This window comes from Ligilactobacillus sp. UO.C109, assembly GCF_026847815.1.
Classification (GTDB): Bacteria; Bacillota; Bacilli; order Lactobacillales; family Lactobacillaceae; genus Ligilactobacillus; species Ligilactobacillus salivarius.
This window is the reverse complement of the sequence record NZ_JAPSFH010000027.1, coordinates 538,250-554,882: the sequence shown is the minus strand read 5'-3', so window position 1 is coordinate 554,882 and position 16,633 is coordinate 538,250. Positions and strand designations below refer to the sequence as shown.

The following is a 16,633-nucleotide window of genomic DNA, read 5'->3' as shown; positions in this document are numbered from 1 at the left end:
ATTAGCTTTTAACGACATCAAATCAATTGGTCATATATCTCAATCTAAAACGCTGTCGTTAAAGTCAGCAGTTTCTAAATCACAACCAATCCAATAATTTTAAGAACTTAACTTGCTCATAAAATACGTTGTAATAGTATCCAAAACGGCTCCAGATGATAATAAAGAGATTTCTATTCTAAAATCTTCAGAACGAAAAATATTTAGTTGAGCTGTTTGAAGATCAAAACCGCTTGAATATAATGTATTGTCCATTAATTTATCTTCACTAATATCGTCTCTTTTTAAAATGAACGGAGGAGTATCTGAATTTAGTAGTAATTCATTTTCAGAATTAAAAATTTTAGTATTCATATAATATTCCTTGTTAAAGTATAATGAAAATAAGTATACTGATATTGGAATTGAATAATTTATTGGAAATTCTTTTGTTGAGATTATTAAAGCTGGAGTAGTGTTTTCGTTATCTCTAATATAAAGTGATGATATTTTTTCTGTATATTTCATAAAAAATCCTTTCTGTTTGGAGTGATAAAATGTTTTTAGGTAAATCAGCACCAATACCAATGAAAATAGATAGTTTCTTGAATAATTTAACAGATGCCGAATTGATAAATTTGTATATTGTATTGAAACGTGGCTTGGATTATGATGACATATCAGTAAGAGAAACGGAAGAAAAGATATCCAAAGGACCAAGTGAATTTAGATATCCTAACGAGAAACTAACCGAGGAAATTAAAAATAACTTAATATTGACTCTAACAGGTATGTTCCACATAGATCATCCACGCTTTTATAAAAGAAAAAGTTAGTTATGTACTTTAATCGTATTAACATTATTAGCATCATTATTTGTAGCCAGTCTAGAAATAGGCTGGTTTTTCAATAATGTTAATTCAGAATGACTTTCAAAATATAATTCTTCAAATTTTTTTAAATCAGCTATTCTATCATCTTTGTCCTTGAGATAGTTTTTTAAATTTTTCAAATCTGATCTAGTTTCAGCTAAGGTAGTATCCATATTATGATATTTTCTAAGGAAACTAATACATAGTTGACATAACTTAAAAAAGAAAAATAAACCAGCTATTATAAAAATAATTATTATCCAGTTCAAGAACGTGAATTTACCAATTACAAATCCTAAAATTGATGATAGCGTAGTATTTAATAGTTGTTTCCAGATATCTTTCATTTATTCACTCCTTTAAATGATAACTACACCAACGATTTTAAAATCATCACTTTTCTTAATTTCAATATCAGCATATTTTTTATTCAATGAAAAGAAACTATGGCGCTGATAATTGCAGCTACAGCAGAGATACCACCAATGATAATTGTTCCCCAAAAGAATCTTCTGTTTTCTTTTTGTTGATTTCGTTGGTACTCTCTTTCTTTATATAGAGCATTTTCAATTATCATGGGGATGTTTTTTTCAAGATTATCAATTTTGTTATCCAGCACATTGAATTTATTATCAATTTTACTATTCAATTCGCTAAATTTAGTGTCAATCTTGTTATCTAATTGAGTTAACTTATTTTGAGTTTCTAACTGTGAAATTTTTAATTCATCATGAGTTACAAATTTCTTATTCATATTTTCGCCACCTCCATTAAATGAATTCCCTTTCATGAGATGCATTATTGGTTGGTTAGATCCAGTATCAGCCATGATTATCCTCCTTTTTCATCATGAAGATAGATACATCACTGACTTCATTCTCTATTGTAGCATTGAAATTTAACCTCGAACTACCTAGCAACTCTTCTTGAGACATTTTAACAAAGAAGGCAATTGATGCAATAGCTTCATTATTAGAATTTTCTTGTTTATCAAACAGTTGTGTAGGATCTACTGTACCGTTAAAAGAAAGTAACTCTACACCGTCACTGTTGGTTATTTTGAAACGAATAGTATATGCTTTCATTTCTAATGCAATTAATTGGAGATGAAGATCTATATTAAGTCCATCGTTTTTTTCATAAGTTAAGATAGGCTCCGATTTATTTAAATAGGTTACATAGAATGTATTAATTTTTACCATATTTATATTTCCTTTCTAAATATCCTCTCTTTTCTTTATATAACTACTACTCCAGATATTTTAAATTCATCATCAGAAGTAACATCAATAGGTTTATATTCTTTATTCAAGGAAATCAATTTGCAACTCTTTCTGTTGTTATCAAAAACGATTTTCTTAACAAAAGCGTCACCGTTCAATTCAGCAATTACTATCTGTTCATTTCTAACCATATCTAAATCATCAATTTTATTTACATAGATGATTTGACCGTCAGAAAATAGTGGGATCATAGAATCACCATTAACACGTAAAGCAAAGTCATGCATTGGTGGCTCATTATTAACAGTTATTTCTTCGTGTTGTTCATCTGTTAACCATTCGCCAGTACCTGCAGAAACTGCACCCAGAACATCAACATAGTATGTATTGTCATTCTCAACAATAGAGTGGATCTTATTTTCCGTTCTCAACTGTTCTTTAAGTCGTTTATCAGCATAATCAACAACTTTCTTTTTGTTTTCAGCGTTTAGTTTCCCATATTTAGTTAGCAAAGATGTACGTAACTTATCATTATTGAAAGTAAAATCACTAACTTTCATTCTAGGATCAATATCATAGGTATTAACATTGAAAAATTTAGCAAGTTTAATTACATTTTCTTCTGAAGGTAAACTCTTTCCCTTAAAATAATCACTGATACTACTATTAGGAATGCCATATTCTCTATGTATATCTATTTTCTTTTTTGTTGTTTTATTTAACAATTCGTTTAAGTTAGATGCAACAACTTTCTTTAACTCAATTTCTTGTGGTGTTAATTTATTTCTACCCATAATACACACCTCCTATAGTTTACTTACAATATACATTTTAACAAAAATTCAGATAAAAGCGAAAAAAAAATAAAAAAATACGAAAAAATACTTGTTTTACGTTTTAAAACGTAATATAATAATGCATGTAAGGTTGATAAGGACTTTACGAATACTAAAGAAAGGAAAAAGTTATGAATGAGGTAATAAAAATAGCCTTAGCTATCTACTTCATAACAGATATATTCTTAAATCTATATAAGAAATATCTGGAAGTCGAAAAACTAAGACTAGAAAATAAAAAAACAAAATCAGAACTAAGATATAGACGAAAACATTAAAGTTCTGATTGAACCACAATGAAAGGGGCTTGCCCCTTAATTTGTGGCACCCTCATCATAACATAATAACGATTATGAATACAGCATTATTATATGTAATCTTAGCAGTTGTAATTGTTAGCAAAATGATTGATTTTTATCTTGATAACAAAATCAAGAAATTAAAAAAAGAACAAGAACAACTAAAAAAAGAGCTAGATGAATTGAAGAAAAAAGATAAGTAGAAAGGAAGTTGATCATGGTGCCTAAAATTACATTAAAGGCGGCAAGAGTAAATGCAGGCTTAACACAAAAGGAAGCTGCTGAAAAGATAGGTATTAGTTATCAGACTTTGTCTGAGTACGAAAAAGATGAGAGTAAAGTCAAACTTGCGATGATTAAAAAAATGTGTTCCGTTTATGGCTTTCCATTGGAATATATTTTTTTAAAATAAAATTACGGTTTAAAATGAAAAAATAGAAAGAGGTAAGAAAAATGAATGAATTAATAAAAGTAAAAACAAAAGAAGATATGCAAATTGTATCAGCTAGAGATTTGCATGAAGTTTTAGGTGTTAAAACAAGATTTAGTCAATGGGCTAAACAAAACTTCAAGCATTTTCGTAAAGGAATTGATTTTGAGGGCGTAGTTGTAACTACACCCTTCAATCCTAATTATCCAGATGGTAAAAAGCAGGAGTTGCAAGACTATGCTTTAACCATTGAAATGGCTAAGCACATCGCCATGATGAGCGGAACTGATAAAGGATACGAAATCAGAGACTACTTTATTAAGGTAGAACAAGCTTGGAATAGCCCTGAAATGGTTATGAAACGAGCTTTAGAAATCGCCAACAAGAAAGTAGAAAAATTGAAGCTTGAAAATCAACAAATGCAACCTAAAGCATTATTTGCTGATAGTGTTGCAGCAAGCCATACAACAATCTTGATTGGCGAGTTAGCTAAGATTTTACGTGGCAACGGAATAAATATCGGAGCTAATCGTTTGTTCCAATGGATGAGAGATCAAGGTTATCTCATCAGTAGAAAAGGAACAGATTACAATATGCCAACTCAAAGAAGCATGAACTTGGGATTGTTCAAGATTAAGGAATCAACTATTACACATAGTAATGGTTCAGTATCTATCAGTAAGACAACAAAAGTTACTGGTAAAGGACAACAATATTTCATCAATAAGTTTATGAAGATAAATGAGACAGCATAGATTTAAAAATAAGGTAGGTGAGTGATGTGGAATACTATAACATGTTGCGGAAGAAAGATTTTGTAAAAAAGTACAAATATTCGCCTTCGGTTTATCAAGCCAGAATGAAAGAGTTTAAAGTATCTAGATTTTCGGAAGGGTATGTCGAAGTAACAACGCATGAAATTTGGATAATAGAAGAATATTTTCAACAATTTTTAATATGGAAATCTAAACAAAGAAATTAGAGGTGACCTAATGGAACCAATACTAGCAGTAATTGTAGCGTGTATAGCTTATGTAATAATTTTTGTTTTGGTTAGTTGGATTAAGGATATTTTTACTGGAGGTAAATGATATGTGGTGTATATACGGTATTTTCATCTGTATGGCTTATGCCTGCAGCGTGGATCTATATAGGATTTGGAAAAAGAGAAAGGTTGATGAAAAATGGATAAAGAAATCAAAGTAAAAATTGATGCAGCTGAATTATTAAACAACATAGATTATTTGAAAGGTATTTTAGAAGCATTGCAACAAATTGGGGACACTCAAGAAGAAATACTTAAGAAGATCGATGAATTAAAAAAGGCAGATAACTAAGATGCTATCTACCTTGATAAGGCTAAAAGCCAAGTTTTTTAGCAACGTACTCATTCATAGCTTTAGCTAACATATCTTTCCAAGTATTAAAGGGAGTTGATTTAGATACCAATTTATCTAGATCCTTTTCAGGAATTTGTTCGAATGGAATCTCTGAAAAATCACTATCAGCTAGAAAGTTTTCTAAAGATTGATACTTATTGGAAGTATATTTAGCCATGAATTTTGGATTCAACAAGCTAGTTATATAGATGTTAGATGTACCAGATAACTTTTGAACATTCTTAGTAAAATTATTCAGATTTTTGTTCACGTTATCTAATCCTTTAATTTTCATATTGTGGCTCCTTTCTTCATAAATTAGCAAATAAACATTTTTAGGAGGCTGTCTATTTGCTAACACTTATTTTACTACAATATATTGTAGTAATCAAACTTTATAACACTATATATAGGGTGGTGGTAGATGTGTGGAATCAGTTAGAAGAATTACTTAAATCTAAAAACATAACGAGATATAAATTGAGTAAATTAACAGGAATTGGTCAAACAACATTACAAAGTTATAAAGATGGTGTTGAGCCTTCATTTAAAAATATGTGCAAAATAGCAGATGCTTTAGACGTTAGCTTAGATTATTTCAGAAAGGATGACGGTAAATGATTGCATTATCGATACTTTTAGTAGGAATTTTAGTGGGGCTTATGTTAGCTCCAATGATTGATGCTATCGAAGACGGAACATTCTTCGATTGGGGCGATGAAGATGAAGAAGTGCGTACACATGAAAGAAGGTAAGAAAGTGGCGGAAATAAAAAAGATAGGTGCTGCAACACCTATCAAGCTGAGTTCTGATTATCAAAAAGAAATAATCAGAAATATTACTAACTTAAAGAATATGGAGTCTATACAACTCTATATACATATTAACATATTGTTCACTGTTCCGCACTTAGAGCAGGAGCAATATGAATTCTTGAAAAAGTTAGAAAGTATCTATGGTAGGTATGACGATGGATAATTATGAACTCAAATTTAATAAAATAATTGGTTCCAAAGTGCAATTTGAAATCGATGATCTAGATGCATTTAAAAGAGATCTTAGGAAAGGTCATCTTAAATTCAACGCATCGCCCGCAGATCATAACATGATTTCAAATGCTCAGAGAAAGAAAATATATGCCTTGTTTCGTGATATTTCAGAATATACAGGGTATGAAGAGCAAGAAGTCAAAGATCGATTAAAATTTAAATTTTCATACAATATAAAGCAAGATTTTTCACTGAGCAATTGCACTAAGGAACTAGCGACAAAATTCATTCGCTTTGTGATTGAATTCTGCTTTAGATACGACATTCCATTCGATTCGAAAGCGATGGAAAACACAATCGATGCAGAACGTCGTGTGTTTTTGTGCTTGGTGCATAGGCAGTGTACTGTTTGTGGATCAAGACAGGGACTGCAGATAAATCACGAAGATACGGTCGGTATGGGAAACAATCGTAATCATATCGATCATAGAAATCATAGGCTTGAGATGTTGTGTTTTAAACATCACAGTGAGTTTCACAACATCGGAGCTAAAGCTTTTGCTGAAAAGTACCACTTTCATGGTATCAAGTTGAGCGAAAAAAGGATTTTAAGCTTAAGGCTTATGAGTCAGAAACAAATGGATGAATTCGATGAAGAATATAAAAGACAAAAACAACAGGGGATGAGTAAAAATGACTGAAAAAAGATACTTCTGGATCAAATTACAGATGGATTTCTGGAAAAGTCCAGTCGTGAAAATGTTACGTAAACCATCAGGGGGTGACACATATGCGGTCATCTACCTTGAGATGATTCTACTATCACTTGAGAATAATGGTTATATCTATTACTCGGGTGTAGGTGATAGTTTCGCTGAAGAGATCGCTTTGGTGCTAGATGAAGAAACAATCAACGTTGAGTTCGTTTTAGCATTCTTAAAACAAAAACGTTTGATTGAATTTGCTGATGATACATCTTTTAAATTTACAGAAGATGTGACTGCAGACTTAGTAGGCTCGGAAAGTGCATCAGCTCGCAGAGTTCGAGCATATCGTGAACGTCAAAAAGCGATTGCTAACGAACAAAAAGCGTTACAATGTAACACCGATGAAACGAACCGTAACTTAGATATAGATATAGATAAAGAGAAAGATATAGATAATAATATACGATCATTTTCTGACGAAAACGATCAAGTTACTTCTGAAAAATCTGTATCTAAGGAACATCATTCAGTTCACAAACCAACTAAAAAAGAACTGGATGAAAGATTTGAAAGCTTATGGGCTTTATATCCTAGAAAGGTTGGTAAGCAAAAGGCTCGTAAGTATTATGAACGAGCAGTCAAGAATGGGACTAGTGATGAAACGATTGAAAGGGGTATTGAGAGCTATAACAAAGAGATTCGAGTTCAAGGTACTCAAACTAATTTCATTCAGCATGGTGCTACTTGGTTTGGTAACGCTGGTTGGGAAAATGAATACAACTTTGAACCACCTAAGAGAAATAGCAATCAGCGACAATTGATTCAAAAAGAGAAATTACCAGACTGGGCTAAGAATGCAGGTAAGAAACAACCGTCAAACTCAATTATGTCTAGGGCTGAAAGAGCTAAGGCAGAAGCGACAATTGATGAGTTGCTGAGGAGGGTGTAACAGTGAGAAAGAAAGTTGTGGAGTTTAAAGACTCTAAAGGCCAATTTGTTAAACGATATGACAAGTTGGTTGATAAAGATGGAATGCAATACATGGTAAGTGAACAACATGACAGATATCTAGTGTTGATGAGTCTATCAGATATTAGACCGCCAATGCCAGTGATTCCATCTGATTTAAAGAATGATTATGTAAAGGTAGGGTAAAAGTATGGAAAGAACAGTTGTAGATGAGTGGCCAATTGATGCTAAGCATACAGCAGTCAAATTCAGCGATGACACTTATGGATTGAAACAGTTCATCGCAAATAAAGGGAACTTATTCGAAGATGACCTAGTTGTCTTATATAGTCCAAAGATTGACTCAATGCGATGCTTTGATACAAGCAAGCATCTAGTGGGTATCAGAAAATTTGTTAAGTTTCTAGATGAAGTTGTAGTAAAGGAAGGTAAAGAAAATGGCAAAAGTAAAGATTAATTTCAGCATTGATTCGTTGGCAGAAGGTGCAGGTAAGGAACTGATTGAACGTGAGTTGAGTGATATTTTCAACAATATCAATGATCCAAACGCAGACCCAACAAAGAAACGCAGTCTAATCGTAAAAGTGGATTTCATTCCAGATGCAGACTATGACGAAGTTAAAGCATCAATCAATGTTTCTAGTAAGCTTGCTCCTGCAGCGCCAATTACAACTAAGATCATGACTGGACGTGATTTGAATACAGGAATGATCGCAGCTAGTGAACTTAAGTCTGGTGTTAAGGGTCAAACTTATATCGATGAACAAGGCGATGTTAGAACAGATACAGGCGAGAAAGTTGAAGATATCGAGAAGAAAAGCAAGATCATAGATTTACAAGAAAAGAGAGGTTAGAGCGATGGATTTAACAAAAGAAGCACTAGATTACTTAACAGAACGAGGTATTAGACCTGAAGAACGAAAATTGAAAATTAATGGCCAGAATTACATCATCAATAAAGATGGCGAGCCAGTATTAGTTGAACCAGTAATTTATAAAGCTAAAGAGCCAATCAGATTAAATACTCTATCTGGTTTAGTTGATTACATCAAGTCAAACATTGATAGTTTTGATGACTTAATCTTACATGTGGTTGATGAGAAGCTAGTTGAATTGAAAGGTAAGTTACAACCTAATGGAGATCGAGAATTATTAGCAGTAGCAACTGCGATTATTCCAGAATTCGCTTTTGACTTATACATGGATATCGAGTTATTTAACATCGCCTTACAATCAAAATTTGTAAAAACTGATGATAGAGACATCTTGCTTAAGGTAGTTGGAAACCTTAAAGAAGATAATGTCCGTAGCACTGGCGATGATGGTATCAGCCAAGCAGTGACAATCAAGTCTGGAATTGCTACCGCCGAAAACATTAAGGTACCTAATCCAGTAATACTTGCACCATATAGAACGTTCGTTGAAGTTGAGCAACCAGAAAGCAAGTTCATCTTTAGAATGCAAAGCGGGCCACGTGGTGCAATCTTTGAAGGCGATGGTGGCTTATGGCGAGTTGAAGCTATCAAGACTATTGCTAAATATTTAGAAGTGCGATTAGAAGGAACTGGAGTAGTATTACTTGCTTAATTGTTCGAAGTGTAAGAATAGTCTGTTAGGAGTGATGCAAATGGAGGCTACATACATAGTTTATGACGACAAAGAAAGAATCTTGACTGTTGGTACTGCTAAAGAAGTAGCTGAGTATCTTGGAATTGGGATAACATCAGTCTATACCTTATCAAGCGATCTCAAACGTGGGGTTATAAATCCTAAAATTAAAATCTATAGTGTTAGGGGGATATGAAATGAATATTGAATTTATCGGATATGTCATCAAGCTTGGAAATTATTATTTTGGTGGCAGAACTCAAAATTCAATTAGCATTCGTAAAAAGCCGCAACAAGCAGAAATATACAGTGATGATGAATTGGATATCGCAGAAAGAGTTGCTGAAGATTTAGGTGGGACAATCAGAAAAATCTATGTTTCGGATAAGGGGTAATGAAGATGAATGAAAATAAAAAGACAAAAGCATTAGTTGAAGAACTAGAGAATGAATTTCCCAACATTTTTGATCGTATCAATTACGGGTTGTACGTGCTTGTAATTGATGAGAATGGCAAGATTTACGATGATGAATCTGAACCAGATTTCAATGAAGATGACATTGATGAAGTTCAAGTTATCTACAATGGCGATGCAGTCTCTGTTTTTCCAAACTTTATAGGCAAATGCACATTCAAAGCTAATACTGTTAAGTATGAAAACTTGGATGTGATTACTAAAGTTATTGGAATTATTGGTAAACATTTTAAGAATTGGAAGGAGCTAAACTAGATGATTAAAAAACAATCGCCAAGACAAAAGATAAGAAATCGAGCTAGATATTGGGATAGTGATTATCTAGCAGGTTTCATTAAAGGTTTAAAGATTAGACAAGAATATGAATATCAACGTGGTATGAGAGATCTTCATGAAAAGATAGTCGAAAAGTATGGGCTGGATGATTATTATTCGGTGCAAAAATAATAAAAATTGCACTGATTGGAGAATTAAGTCAAATGATAAAGTTCAATAAAAAAGCATTTAATAAAATTTGCAAAGAAATAGATGAATTGGCAATTAACAGAAGGAGTAAAGCGATGGGAGTTTTAAAAGGAGTTTATGAAATAAGTCCAGATGATGAAGTAAGCATAACAATCTTTTTAAAAGATGAGAACCTAATAAACATCAAGCAAGTTTCAACATTTGAGATTAATGATAAATGGCTCAAAGTTTATTATTTCAATGAATCTAAAAAACAAAAAAGTACAGCAAATTTCAGAGTAGATAATCCTAATTTTATCGGATATACAGTAAATGCTCCTGAAATTAAAGAGGTAGAAATATGAGTTTAAAAAAAGCAAAAGAAATACAAGAACAGATAAAAGAAATATCTAAGCTTTTAAAAAAAGAAGGATATAAAGTAGGTTTAATAGCTTTAGGTACAGATAAATCAGCAGCGGTTAATGTTTTTGGAACTAGAAAAGATGCACTGAATATTATATATCGCATCATCCAGAGCTTAAAAGATGAAGATAAATTGATACTTTTAGCTATGTTATTTGGAATTGATTTAGGGAGGAAGCAAAAAAATGAAGATTAATTTTGATAGTAGACGTGAACTTAAAGATATTTATCAAGTTGGAAATGTTATCAAAGATTATACTAATACTTTATATCTTATTGTTGGTAACGTCGAAGATGGATATGCAATGGTTAATTTGACTAATAACAGTGTTACTGAAAAAGCTAGTACACTTGAAGAATTAGCTGATACATACGGAGAAGATGAAGATGTATTAGTTAATGCAGAAATAAACGTGTTTTAGGTAGTTATTTGACCCTAACAAGTCTTAAAACTGTTAGATATTGGCTTATGTCTATTTGAACGGTATGCATTCACAAAAACCGTAAATCAGGATCTCACAAATAACGACATAAACAGTACAGGCTTAGTATCTGTCAAAGGGTGCTAAGTCATAGGTAGTAGAGATGTAAGGAAGCTACAAACAAAAATTTTTTGTAAAGGATGTGAAACCTCTCCTCTCTTTGATTCGATATTACACCGTAGCAACTTAGCAGATTTACTACCGAAACCAGACTTTCTTTTAAATACACCGTTACAGTTACAAATAAATTTGGAAGGAGTTAATCCTCCGTGCATTATATTCTTCGTGTGTGACTGTGACACTACCCTAGATTCACACGATTTGAGATGATCACTTATTTTTGAGAGTAAGCTAGGGTGTATGTTACAAGGAAAAATAAAATTTGAAAGGACGTGAAATGACTTCATTCGCATATAATATATTTTCACTTTCTACACCTTGTAACATCGCCTTGCATCCACATGATTTGAGATGGTCGTATGTATTGAGAGCATAGCAAGGCTTTTATACCGGTATAGAAATAAAATAATAGGAGTGACATCATGGCCAAGAAATATAGAATAGAATTTACTGATGATGATATAGAAAACATGAAATTGTATATCGATGAAGAAGAAAAACTAATTAATTTTATGAAGTTAACGTATCATACCGATGAATCTTGTAAAAAAGGTACAAAGAAAGTAGTACTTAGATATTTAGAACCTAATACTTATGAAGTTAAATTTGATGTTTTAGGAAATCAACTTGGTTTATGGGATATAGTGCCAAGCGATTTTAATTAAGGGAGTAATTATTTATGCAATATTTAGGAACAAATGAAGCGATGCCTGCAAAGATAGGAACATATAAAGGATATAAGTACTTTATCATTCCAAGTATATTTGGAGCTTTAAATGGTTATGCTGAACTACCTAAGAGTTGGAAAGATGGCGATGAAGACGAGCTAACAGTTCATGGTGGTATAACGTTTAAAGGATACGTTAGAGATGGATCATCAAAAGTTAAAGTTATCGAATTTGATACCTTACATGCATTTGATGATCAAGAGACACAAGATCTAAAGAGCGTTGAGAAAGAGTGTAAATATATGATTGATGAGATGATCGAAGTAATGGCTAAACATAGACCGCTTAGAACAAATACAGAGACAGCATTAGAACTAGCTGATGAAGTAGGAAAACTAATAGCAAAGCAAGGTATTAGCTGTAGAAATATAAGAGAAAGGATTGATTAGATGAAATTATATTTGGTGGAATACACTGTTGGTAGTGTAATTAGAAACATGATTGTACGAGCTAAAAGCCACGACGCAGCAGAAACACAAGTTAAAGTATCTGTGATAGCTAACATTCATGATGATAATTTTTAGGAGAAATACTATGGGAAAAGTATATTTTAATGTTGAAGATATATATGGAAACGGACATAGAGAAGCAGAAACAATTAGAGAGATGGATAATACAGTATTAGTATTTGATGTAGATGATCATGAGACGTACACGATTAGAAAAGAAGATGTAGGTATGAAATTAAATAGGCCTGCTATTCGAAGAGAAAAGTTTAATCTAGCTCAAAATAAACGTATTTGGAGAAACCGCCAAAAAGAACTTAAGGATATTAGATATAAATACGCTCGTAAAGTTTATAGCGGTATTGAATGAAATTAAGGAGATGTGAAGATGACATTAAATAAAGGAATTGCAGCAGGGATAATACTTATAACTATATTTTATATTATAGAAAGTTATACATTGTTTATTTTTGCTAATAAAGATGAGTACAAAGATGCGAAAGATATTATCAGTGTTGTAGGAGTGGTCATTGTATCTATGACGTTTTTAATGTTGTTTCTTGGCAAATAAAAAAAGCACGATCCTTAAGAAACGTGCATAATACATAAACCAAAATTATTATAGCATATTAAGGAGAGTGTAAAAATGGACTACATGGAACTCTTTGAACCGATTGATGAAGTTCAAACGGCTAAGAATGTAAGAAGATTCCTTACCAAAGATTTAGATAAACTATTGCGAATGGCAAATGAAACACCATCATTTTTACATTCGCCGATAATTGATGATATGCCAAAATCAGCAAGCGGTAAAAATACGAGTGAAGAAATGTTAGTAAGTCATTTTGATTCAAAATCATACATCGCTAAACGTATACTAATTGGAATTGGTAAAGCGATGAACAACTGCAAATTGATACATAAACAAATTCTAATTAGTAAATATTTAGATGATATGTATGACTGGCAAATTATGCAGAACTTAAATTATGAAAAGACACGTTATCTTGAGATTAAGATGAATGCATTAAATGAATTTGCAGATAGATTAGAAGCACAGCCAGATTGTCCAGATTTACATATTTATAAAAGCGGACATTTTACGGATATTTAACGTACTTTAAACGGTATAAATACGAGCTACAATGATAGTGTAGCAGGAATAAGTTAGGTTGGTCGCTTTATAGACTCCGAGAGTTAAAACTTATTACCTACTTAGTTTTATCATTTTTATATAAACCTCTTAATGGAATAATAGTCAGTCTAACCAGGCTGGCTTTTTATTTTGGAGAAAAGCTTATGAAAGATAGTAAAGATTTTGGAAAGGTACAAACTTATGAAGAACTAAGGATGTTACGTGAGTTAGAGAAACATTACAAGAAACATCCAGTAAAACGTAAGCGTAAGTACAGTAGAGATATCAGCAAAATCAAATTAAAAGGTGGTGGTAGTAATTGATAGATATTCAGAAGATTAATGAACTAATTGGAGTAGATGAGAGCTTTAAAGCATCAGATAGATTATATAAGTTGCTGATGAGCGATGGGAAGGATGAACTATTCAAGTCGTTCTTAGCTATCGAAAGTGACTTAACTTATGATTGGTTTACAGACTACTACCAAGAAGAACATTCTGACCGAAAGAAAAACAAACAAGATTTCACACCAGATGGAGTTGTGGAATTAGTTAATCAATTACTAGGATCATCTAAAGTCATCGCTGATATATGTGCTGGTACTGGTGGATTAACTATTAAACGTTGGAGTACTAATCGTGATAGTAGTTTCTACTGTGAAGAATTCTCAGACAGAGCGATGCCATTCCTATTATTTAACCTAGCAATTAGAAATATTAATGCATACATATTTCATGGCGATAGCTTATCTAGAAAAGTAAAACATCTTTACAAACTATCAAAGCAAGAACAATTTAGCAAGATAGAGTTGGTTGATGAATTACCAGAAAGCAAGGCTGATACAGTAGTTATGAATCCACCTTATTCTTTTACGTGGCAACCAGATAGCAAAATGCTAGAACAAGAACGATTTAAACAGTTTGAAGTATTAGCGCCTAAATCTAAAGCTGATTATGCATTCTTATTAGAAGGATATAACAGACTTTCAGATGATGGAACTATGGCTATCATTCTGCCACATGGTGTGTTATTCAGAGGACAAGCTGAAGGAAAGATAAGAGAACGTTTAATAGAACTTCAATGCATTAGATGCAGTAATAGGATTACCTGCTAAGTTATTCTTAAATACTGACATTCCAACAGTTGTATTAATTCTTAAAAAGAAAAGGGAACATAAAAAGATTTTCTTTATTGATGCTGCTAAAGAGTTTGAAAAAGGTAAGAACCATAATTACTTAAAGCAAGAACATGTAGATAAGATTATCAAAGCATATAAAGGTCGAAAGAAAATAGATAAGTTCAGCGATGATATATCTAGATATCTTATTGAAGAGAATGAGTTCAATCTAAATATTCCTAGATACATAGATACATTTGAACCTGAAGAAGTTCCATCGCTATATGAGATTACTAAAGAAATGCGAAAGATAGATAAACAAATCGAAGAGAATGCTATAGAGTTCGGTAACATGCTAGATGATTTGGTTGGAACAACACCAAGCATGGATAAGGAACTAAAACACTTTACTAAGTATTGGAAATAAAAGTATAGCAAGGATAGGGAAAGGCAGTTGACACTATGGTAGATTTCAGAACTTATGAAGTAGTTAAACTTGAAGATGTTGCTGAGTATGCTAGAGCCAAGCAAGGAAAGATATATCCTGCTGGAACATCTACTCTACAGATCTCAGCGACTAGGGGGGTATTGGCTTTCTTTCTGAACCAGGATATGTTCACACAAAGAACGTTGCTATTATCCCACAAGCTGGAATAGATCCATTGTATTTTAATATTGCGATGCAACGTAATATAGATTTGTTCATGCATAAGTACGCAACTGGTATCAATATCCAAGAACATGAAGTAGGTAAGTTTCCTATCTATCTGCATGACTATGAAACGCAGAAAGCAATCGTAGCGATGTTTAGACAATTAGAACATGAGATGGAAGTTGAAAGAGATACAGTCAATGCACTTAAAGATTTAAAGAGTAACATGTTGAAGAATATGTTTGTTTAATAAAAAAGCCACCTAAGAAAGATGGCAATTTATTTAAATATCTAGTTTTTCCTTTAAAGCATTAGTCATTAATTCACTAAAGTTAATACCATGTTCCTTACCTAATTCATTTAAATAATTAGGTATGGTAATAGTTTTCTTGATGACTTTATTATCATTCTTTCTCTTATATTCAGAGATATTAACACGAACTAAAGTAACTGTATCATTATCGTTGGCTTTAGGTAGATTATAGTTTGAAGGTGGCAATGTTTCATTAAGACTAAATGTACCGATATAATCTTCTGCCATTGCTATTGCATCTGCTATATCTTTACCTTGTGTCATTCCATCTATATCAGGAATAGTTACAAGATAAGGATAGTCGGTAGAGTCTGGATCATAACTAATAATTATAGGATAAACAACAATATCATCAACTTTACTCATAATAAAAGTACCTCATGTTTTTTATTTGTGATTAGGGTGCAACAAACAGGGACTGTTTCCAATCCCTTTTTAAAGCTATTTTAGATGGTGTTTATTGATAAGGTGTTTAGCAAGTCTTTCCTTTACTTCTGGATGTCTTGGTATTTCCTCTATCTTAGTACCATTAGTCCAAAGGTCATGATTGCTACCATGTCTCAATAGATACCAACCTTTCTTTCTAAATAGCTTTTCTAGTTTGAAACGTTGCACATCTTCACATCCTTTCAACAATATATATTATATACGTATATAATACGTATGTCAATAGAATAATAAATATTTTATACGTATAATTTAAAGGCGGTGTGTTTAATGGATAATGATAAGTTTGTAGAATTGTGTAAAGAGAAAGTAGCTGATTACACTAACACAACTATGAACTTAAGTAGTGTTAATCCACCAGTACATATCAGTACAAGCGATGTGTATGTTGTGTGGCTAAACAGAACACTGCAAAACAACAAAGCGTTGCTATCAACTACAGTTAGCGATGGTATGTATTATGAAGTAACATACAACGGCGACAAGAACGAACTTTACTTTGATGCTTATAGTCATATACATAATGGAGCATTTAAGTTAGATGAATAGATATGTTATTA

The 16,633-nt window shown here is 32.2% G+C and carries 41 protein-coding genes and 1 pseudogene; 34 read left to right on the top strand and 8 right to left on the bottom strand.

Annotation, left to right across the window (positions count from 1 at the left end):
- Window positions 1-99: 99 nt before the first annotated feature.
- Window positions 100-507, bottom strand: a complete 408-nt coding sequence (locus tag OZJ21_RS07045) for a hypothetical protein (protein WP_081510289.1) — start codon at window positions 505-507, stop codon at window positions 100-102.
- Window positions 508-536: 29 nt separating this feature from the next.
- Here OZJ21_RS07045 and OZJ21_RS07040 point away from each other — a divergent pair, with 29 nt between their 5' ends.
- Window positions 537-815 carry a hypothetical protein gene (locus tag OZJ21_RS07040; RefSeq protein WP_081510290.1) on the top strand — a complete coding sequence of 93 codons (279 nt, stop codon included), beginning with the start codon at window positions 537-539 and terminating at the stop codon, window positions 813-815.
- Here OZJ21_RS07040 and OZJ21_RS07035 read toward each other — a convergent pair.
- The 4 genes from OZJ21_RS07035 to OZJ21_RS07020 all read right to left on the bottom strand — a co-directional run bounded on the left by OZJ21_RS07035 (window position 812) and on the right by OZJ21_RS07020 (window position 2,868).
- Window positions 812-1,198 (bottom strand): hypothetical protein, encoded by a 387-nt coding sequence (locus tag OZJ21_RS07035; RefSeq protein WP_268857628.1) that lies wholly within the window; start codon window positions 1,196-1,198, stop codon window positions 812-814. The two genes, OZJ21_RS07040 and OZJ21_RS07035, sit on opposite strands and share 4 nt — an antisense overlap.
- A gap of 83 nt (window positions 1,199-1,281) precedes the next feature.
- Window positions 1,282-1,680 carry a hypothetical protein gene (locus OZJ21_RS07030; protein ID WP_268857627.1) on the bottom strand — a complete coding sequence of 133 codons (399 nt, stop codon included), beginning with the start codon at window positions 1,678-1,680 and terminating at the stop codon, window positions 1,282-1,284.
- A complete protein-coding gene (locus tag OZJ21_RS07025; RefSeq protein WP_268857626.1) occupies window positions 1,673-2,053 on the bottom strand; it encodes a hypothetical protein in 381 nt (126 codons plus the stop codon). The genes OZJ21_RS07030 and OZJ21_RS07025 overlap by 8 nt, the downstream gene beginning before the upstream one ends.
- Window positions 2,054-2,088: 35 nt before the next feature.
- Window positions 2,089-2,868, bottom strand: a complete 780-nt coding sequence (locus OZJ21_RS07020; protein ID WP_268857625.1) for an XRE family transcriptional regulator — start codon at window positions 2,866-2,868, stop codon at window positions 2,089-2,091.
- A 394-nt stretch (window positions 2,869-3,262) separates the two neighbouring features.
- Here OZJ21_RS07020 and OZJ21_RS07015 point away from each other — a divergent pair, with 394 nt between their 5' ends.
- The 4 genes from OZJ21_RS07015 to OZJ21_RS07000 all read left to right on the top strand — a co-directional run bounded on the left by OZJ21_RS07015 (window position 3,263) and on the right by OZJ21_RS07000 (window position 4,976).
- Window positions 3,263-3,412 carry a hypothetical protein gene (locus OZJ21_RS07015; protein ID WP_003706007.1) on the top strand — a complete coding sequence of 50 codons (150 nt, stop codon included), beginning with the start codon at window positions 3,263-3,265 and terminating at the stop codon, window positions 3,410-3,412.
- 14 nt (window positions 3,413-3,426) lie between these two features.
- Entirely contained in the window at window positions 3,427-3,621 is a 195-nt protein-coding gene (locus OZJ21_RS07010; protein ID WP_187397204.1) for a helix-turn-helix transcriptional regulator, read from the top strand.
- Window positions 3,622-3,662: 41 nt separating this feature from the next.
- The gene (locus OZJ21_RS07005; protein WP_268857624.1) at window positions 3,663-4,394 is read left to right on the top strand and encodes a phage antirepressor KilAC domain-containing protein; all 732 of its coding nucleotides are present in this window, start codon (window positions 3,663-3,665) and stop codon (window positions 4,392-4,394) included.
- Between the two features lie 429 nt (window positions 4,395-4,823).
- Entirely contained in the window at window positions 4,824-4,976 is a 153-nt protein-coding gene (locus OZJ21_RS07000; protein WP_268857623.1) for a hypothetical protein, read from the top strand.
- Between the two features lie 22 nt (window positions 4,977-4,998).
- On the opposite strand, the gene OZJ21_RS06995 is transcribed toward OZJ21_RS07000, so the two are convergent.
- On the bottom strand, window positions 4,999-5,313 hold the full coding sequence (locus OZJ21_RS06995) for a hypothetical protein (RefSeq protein WP_268857622.1): 315 nt from the start codon (window positions 5,311-5,313) through the stop codon (window positions 4,999-5,001).
- Between the two features lie 131 nt (window positions 5,314-5,444).
- On the opposite strand from OZJ21_RS06995, the gene OZJ21_RS06990 reads away from it, so the two are divergent.
- The 28 genes and pseudogenes from OZJ21_RS06990 to OZJ21_RS06855 all read left to right on the top strand — a co-directional run bounded on the left by OZJ21_RS06990 (window position 5,445) and on the right by OZJ21_RS06855 (window position 15,563).
- Complete coding sequence (locus OZJ21_RS06990; protein ID WP_268857621.1) at window positions 5,445-5,639, top strand: helix-turn-helix domain-containing protein; 195 nt, start codon at window positions 5,445-5,447, stop codon at window positions 5,637-5,639.
- Window positions 5,636-5,773, top strand: a complete 138-nt coding sequence (locus OZJ21_RS06985) for a hypothetical protein (protein WP_268857620.1) — start codon at window positions 5,636-5,638, stop codon at window positions 5,771-5,773. The genes OZJ21_RS06990 and OZJ21_RS06985 overlap by 4 nt, the downstream gene beginning before the upstream one ends.
- 4 nt (window positions 5,774-5,777) lie before the next feature.
- Window positions 5,778-5,996: a hypothetical protein gene (locus tag OZJ21_RS06980; RefSeq protein ID WP_268857619.1), complete on the top strand. Its 219-nt coding sequence runs from the start codon at window positions 5,778-5,780 to the stop codon at window positions 5,994-5,996.
- Complete coding sequence (locus tag OZJ21_RS06975) at window positions 5,989-6,708, top strand: putative HNHc nuclease (RefSeq protein WP_268857618.1); 720 nt, start codon at window positions 5,989-5,991, stop codon at window positions 6,706-6,708. The genes OZJ21_RS06980 and OZJ21_RS06975 overlap by 8 nt, the downstream gene beginning before the upstream one ends.
- Window positions 6,701-7,663 carry a phage replisome organizer N-terminal domain-containing protein gene (locus OZJ21_RS06970; RefSeq protein ID WP_268857617.1) on the top strand — a complete coding sequence of 321 codons (963 nt, stop codon included), beginning with the start codon at window positions 6,701-6,703 and terminating at the stop codon, window positions 7,661-7,663. The genes OZJ21_RS06975 and OZJ21_RS06970 overlap by 8 nt, the downstream gene beginning before the upstream one ends.
- 2 nt (window positions 7,664-7,665) lie before the next feature.
- Window positions 7,666-7,869 carry a hypothetical protein gene (locus tag OZJ21_RS06965; protein ID WP_109241708.1) on the top strand — a complete coding sequence of 68 codons (204 nt, stop codon included), beginning with the start codon at window positions 7,666-7,668 and terminating at the stop codon, window positions 7,867-7,869.
- Between the two features lie 4 nt (window positions 7,870-7,873).
- Complete coding sequence (locus tag OZJ21_RS06960; protein WP_268857616.1) at window positions 7,874-8,140, top strand: hypothetical protein; 267 nt, start codon at window positions 7,874-7,876, stop codon at window positions 8,138-8,140.
- Window positions 8,121-8,537, top strand: coding sequence for a replication terminator protein (locus tag OZJ21_RS06955; protein WP_101898160.1), 417 nt, complete (start codon window positions 8,121-8,123; stop codon window positions 8,535-8,537). The genes OZJ21_RS06960 and OZJ21_RS06955 overlap by 20 nt, the downstream gene beginning before the upstream one ends.
- A gap of 4 nt (window positions 8,538-8,541) precedes the next feature.
- The gene (locus OZJ21_RS06950) at window positions 8,542-9,270 is read left to right on the top strand and encodes a hypothetical protein (RefSeq protein ID WP_268857615.1); all 729 of its coding nucleotides are present in this window, start codon (window positions 8,542-8,544) and stop codon (window positions 9,268-9,270) included.
- Between the two features lie 40 nt (window positions 9,271-9,310).
- On the top strand, window positions 9,311-9,487 hold the full coding sequence (locus OZJ21_RS06945) for a hypothetical protein (RefSeq protein WP_081530515.1): 177 nt from the start codon (window positions 9,311-9,313) through the stop codon (window positions 9,485-9,487).
- A 1-nt stretch (window position 9,488) separates the two neighbouring features.
- The gene (locus tag OZJ21_RS06940) at window positions 9,489-9,686 is read left to right on the top strand and encodes a hypothetical protein (protein WP_268857614.1); all 198 of its coding nucleotides are present in this window, start codon (window positions 9,489-9,491) and stop codon (window positions 9,684-9,686) included.
- Between the two features lie 5 nt (window positions 9,687-9,691).
- Window positions 9,692-10,021: a hypothetical protein gene (locus OZJ21_RS06935; protein ID WP_179219561.1), complete on the top strand. Its 330-nt coding sequence runs from the start codon at window positions 9,692-9,694 to the stop codon at window positions 10,019-10,021.
- Complete coding sequence (locus OZJ21_RS06930; RefSeq protein ID WP_160943987.1) at window positions 10,022-10,213, top strand: hypothetical protein; 192 nt, start codon at window positions 10,022-10,024, stop codon at window positions 10,211-10,213.
- Window positions 10,214-10,245: 32 nt separating this feature from the next.
- Window positions 10,246-10,575: a hypothetical protein gene (locus OZJ21_RS06925; protein ID WP_268857613.1), complete on the top strand. Its 330-nt coding sequence runs from the start codon at window positions 10,246-10,248 to the stop codon at window positions 10,573-10,575.
- Entirely contained in the window at window positions 10,572-10,829 is a 258-nt protein-coding gene (locus tag OZJ21_RS06920) for a hypothetical protein (protein ID WP_161022402.1), read from the top strand. Before OZJ21_RS06925 ends, OZJ21_RS06920 begins: the two co-directional genes overlap by 4 nt.
- Window positions 10,819-11,055, top strand: coding sequence for a hypothetical protein (locus OZJ21_RS06915; RefSeq protein ID WP_268857612.1), 237 nt, complete (start codon window positions 10,819-10,821; stop codon window positions 11,053-11,055). The genes OZJ21_RS06920 and OZJ21_RS06915 overlap by 11 nt, the downstream gene beginning before the upstream one ends.
- A gap of 602 nt (window positions 11,056-11,657) precedes the next feature.
- Entirely contained in the window at window positions 11,658-11,900 is a 243-nt protein-coding gene (locus OZJ21_RS06910) for a hypothetical protein (RefSeq protein WP_268857611.1), read from the top strand.
- A gap of 14 nt (window positions 11,901-11,914) precedes the next feature.
- Window positions 11,915-12,352 (top strand): hypothetical protein, encoded by a 438-nt coding sequence (locus OZJ21_RS06905; RefSeq protein WP_268857610.1) that lies wholly within the window; start codon window positions 11,915-11,917, stop codon window positions 12,350-12,352.
- Entirely contained in the window at window positions 12,353-12,487 is a 135-nt protein-coding gene (locus OZJ21_RS06900) for a hypothetical protein (RefSeq protein WP_255906371.1), read from the top strand.
- Between the two features lie 10 nt (window positions 12,488-12,497).
- Window positions 12,498-12,779, top strand: a complete 282-nt coding sequence (locus OZJ21_RS06895) for a hypothetical protein (protein ID WP_268857609.1) — start codon at window positions 12,498-12,500, stop codon at window positions 12,777-12,779.
- 18 nt (window positions 12,780-12,797) lie between these two features.
- Window positions 12,798-12,980, top strand: a complete 183-nt coding sequence (locus OZJ21_RS06890; RefSeq protein WP_268857608.1) for a hypothetical protein — start codon at window positions 12,798-12,800, stop codon at window positions 12,978-12,980.
- A gap of 75 nt (window positions 12,981-13,055) precedes the next feature.
- Window positions 13,056-13,523: an ArpU family phage packaging/lysis transcriptional regulator gene (locus OZJ21_RS06885; protein ID WP_081530459.1), complete on the top strand. Its 468-nt coding sequence runs from the start codon at window positions 13,056-13,058 to the stop codon at window positions 13,521-13,523.
- A 185-nt stretch (window positions 13,524-13,708) separates the two neighbouring features.
- A complete protein-coding gene (locus tag OZJ21_RS06880; protein ID WP_162853673.1) occupies window positions 13,709-13,867 on the top strand; it encodes a hypothetical protein in 159 nt (52 codons plus the stop codon).
- Window positions 13,864-14,658, top strand: coding sequence for an HsdM family class I SAM-dependent methyltransferase (locus OZJ21_RS06875; protein WP_268857607.1), 795 nt, complete (start codon window positions 13,864-13,866; stop codon window positions 14,656-14,658). The genes OZJ21_RS06880 and OZJ21_RS06875 overlap by 4 nt, the downstream gene beginning before the upstream one ends.
- Window positions 14,642-14,872 (top strand): annotated as a pseudogene (locus OZJ21_RS06870) (N-6 DNA methylase); the annotation flags it as partial. The gene OZJ21_RS06875 and the pseudogene OZJ21_RS06870, both read left to right, overlap by 17 nt.
- A 90-nt stretch (window positions 14,873-14,962) precedes the next feature.
- Window positions 14,963-15,088, top strand: coding sequence for a hypothetical protein (locus tag OZJ21_RS06865; protein ID WP_268857606.1), 126 nt, complete (start codon window positions 14,963-14,965; stop codon window positions 15,086-15,088).
- 35 nt (window positions 15,089-15,123) lie between these two features.
- Window positions 15,124-15,318 (top strand): hypothetical protein, encoded by a 195-nt coding sequence (locus OZJ21_RS06860; RefSeq protein WP_268857605.1) that lies wholly within the window; start codon window positions 15,124-15,126, stop codon window positions 15,316-15,318.
- Between the two features lie 5 nt (window positions 15,319-15,323).
- Complete coding sequence (locus OZJ21_RS06855; protein WP_268857604.1) at window positions 15,324-15,563, top strand: hypothetical protein; 240 nt, start codon at window positions 15,324-15,326, stop codon at window positions 15,561-15,563.
- A 33-nt stretch (window positions 15,564-15,596) separates the two neighbouring features.
- On the opposite strand, the gene OZJ21_RS06850 is transcribed toward OZJ21_RS06855, so the two are convergent.
- Together OZJ21_RS06850 and OZJ21_RS06845 are read right to left on the bottom strand one after the other, a co-directional pair.
- Entirely contained in the window at window positions 15,597-15,992 is a 396-nt protein-coding gene (locus tag OZJ21_RS06850; RefSeq protein WP_081530457.1) for a type II toxin-antitoxin system HicB family antitoxin, read from the bottom strand.
- A 75-nt stretch (window positions 15,993-16,067) separates the two neighbouring features.
- Window positions 16,068-16,241 (bottom strand): type II toxin-antitoxin system HicA family toxin, encoded by a 174-nt coding sequence (locus OZJ21_RS06845; RefSeq protein ID WP_143455800.1) that lies wholly within the window; start codon window positions 16,239-16,241, stop codon window positions 16,068-16,070.
- A gap of 102 nt (window positions 16,242-16,343) precedes the next feature.
- On the opposite strand from OZJ21_RS06845, the gene OZJ21_RS06840 reads away from it, so the two are divergent.
- The gene (locus OZJ21_RS06840) at window positions 16,344-16,622 is read left to right on the top strand and encodes a DUF6275 family protein (protein ID WP_268857603.1); all 279 of its coding nucleotides are present in this window, start codon (window positions 16,344-16,346) and stop codon (window positions 16,620-16,622) included.
- Window positions 16,623-16,633 lie beyond the last annotated feature (11 nt).